This window comes from Ilyobacter sp., from assembly GCF_041583315.1.
Lineage (GTDB): Bacteria > Fusobacteriota > Fusobacteriia > Fusobacteriales > Fusobacteriaceae > Ilyobacter.
Genome location: NZ_JBFHGC010000465.1, coordinates 1 through 2,317 on the forward strand (window position 1 = coordinate 1; position 2,317 = coordinate 2,317).

Annotated in this window: 1 protein-coding gene and 1 pseudogene; one reads left to right on the forward strand and one right to left on the reverse strand. The window is 37.5% G+C overall.

What is annotated here, in order from left to right:
• The coding region (locus tag ABZA26_RS12975) for a Tex-like N-terminal domain-containing protein (RefSeq protein ID WP_372714930.1) at positions 1–1,152 on the reverse strand (1,152 nt) is incomplete at its 3' end.
• A 380-nt stretch (positions 1,153–1,532) separates the two neighbouring features.
• On the opposite strand from ABZA26_RS12975, the pseudogene ABZA26_RS12980 reads away from it, so the two are divergent.
• A pseudogene (locus ABZA26_RS12980) lies at positions 1,533–2,317 on the forward strand (phosphoenolpyruvate carboxykinase); the annotation flags it as partial.

Below are 2,317 nucleotides of genomic sequence, written 5' to 3' on the forward strand. Positions count from 1 at the left end.
GGTACCGTTTCCAATGGCTATTATATCTATGTCGTACTGATCTATATATTTTATTATTTTATTCTTCGCCTGTTCCAGCTGCTTCGGGTTGTGCATTCCCTCTACCAGATAAAGGACATCATCACATTTGAAAAAACCATCCTTATCTATAACTACAGTTTTGCACCCCGTCCTGTAAGCCGGGTCTAATCCCAAAATATTTTTATCCTGAAGAGGCGGCTGCATAAGAAGATTTTTCAGATTTTCTTTGAAAGACTCTATTGATTCTCCCTCGGCCTTTTCTGTAAGAATGTTTCTTACCTCCCTCTCTATGGAAGGCAGAATAAGTCTGTCAAGGGAATCCTTTATTATCTCAAGGTAGAAGTCCTTCAGACCTTGATTTTTATACTCCCTCAAAATCATATTCTCAATGAATGATCTTGTCTTATCGTCAAATTTTATTGAAACATTGAGTATCTTTTCATTTTCCCCTCTGTTCACAGCCAGTATTCTGTGGGAAGGTATTTTTGAAACAGCCTCATTATATTCATAGTAATCCCTGTAGACCTGTTTTATATCCAGCTCAGGTGCTTTTTTTGTGGCCTTGGAATAAAGAGATGCGGATTTTTGCATTCTTCCTCTGATCTCCTCTCTAAACAGAGGATTCTCTGAGTTCTCCTGGGCTAAGATCAGCTTTACACCTTCTATAGCTTCTTCTGTAGTCTTTACGTCTTCTGACAAAAACTCCTCTGATTTTTTCAGGAGCTCGTCGTAAGTTAATCTTCCCAAAGCCAGCTTTGCAAGAGGCTCTAGACCCTGATCCTTGGCTATATCTGCCTTGGTTTTTTTCTTTCTTTTGTATGGAAGATAGAGATCCTCTACCTCCTGGAGTTTTTCAGCCTTCAGAATTTTACCTTTCAGTTCCTCTGTCAGCTTGTCCTGCTCCTCTATACTTTTAAGCACCTCTTCCTTCCTTTTCTGAAGGTTTCTGAGGTAATTCATTCTTTCAAGAATATCTCTGATAACTGTTTCATCGAGATCCCCTGTAAGCTCTTTTCTGTATCTTGCCACAAAGGGAACCGTAGCACCTTCGTCTAAAAGTTTTATAGTGTTTTCTACCTGATGAGCCTTTATTTTCAGCTCTTTGGCAACTGTATCATAAAAAACAGACATCTATACCTCCCCGACTACCTTTGAAAAATAAAGCTGACCTCATTTTTTAGAGATCAACCTGCATTTTCTTTATGTTTCTCATTAACCAATGAATTTTTAACAAAGATTCCTCATTATATCATAAACAAATTTGTTTGTCTAACTTCATTCCCCTGTCTTTTAGGGCTTTTTTTACATGGAACTCTCCGTTGACAACTGCTTTTATTTTATATATACTTTTTAAATAAAAATATACTATAATTACTGATAGAGTTACAGTATATTTTTCCATTGATTTTTTTAAATTGCATTACTTTTCACCGGGGAAAAGTAATACTAGTTATAATAAGCTCAACTGATTTTTAAATATAATATCTTTATGTGGAAAAGGAGGATTAATAATGAGAAAAGAGTTTCTGCTTAGCAGACAGAGTGCCATCATAAACTTCACTGCCAAGTATTGCGACACGAGAGAAAAACTCCTTGACAGCCAGGCATTTAAGACGGTTTTGACCTCATACATGGAAATTATAAAAAATAAGGACAATGCCGTATACAACTACTTTATAAAAAGATCGGATAATAATTTTGACGACATGGTGGACAACCTTATAGTTGTTTTCAAGCTGCTTTTGGTCCTGCAGGTGGAAGATATCTCAAAAATAGATTCAAAATATGCCCTGTACTTTGACGAAAAAGAATACTTTGTAGAGCTTATTGAGGGAATATATTCCTTCTGGAGAAAGCTGGAAAGATATTCTGTGGTGTCAAACAGAAGACAGGGAGAGGGTCTGCAGAATGTGGGATTTATAGAGGCAAACAACAACTTCAGTAACATGATCCTAGGCGTATACAGACGTATAGAGGAGACTGTCATAGGCTATCAGCACAGGGTCTACCGTCAGCTCCCTGCAGGTGCCAATGCTGGACTTATTGTAAATGAAGTGAAGTGGCCATGTCCTCATGAATACTCTTTTCTTGAAAGAGTCCCTTTTATAGAAACTATAATTCTAGAGCCTCCTTTTATCATCTATCCCAAAAAAAACAAGAGAGAGGGAATAGCAGAGGAGGTCTTTACATCTCCACTGTCAGAAGCCTCTGTAAATGAACATCACTGGTTCTGCTATCCTGCAAAGGTGGGAACTCTGCTGGCCTATGTATATTTTCATAAGGATTTCATGTGTCA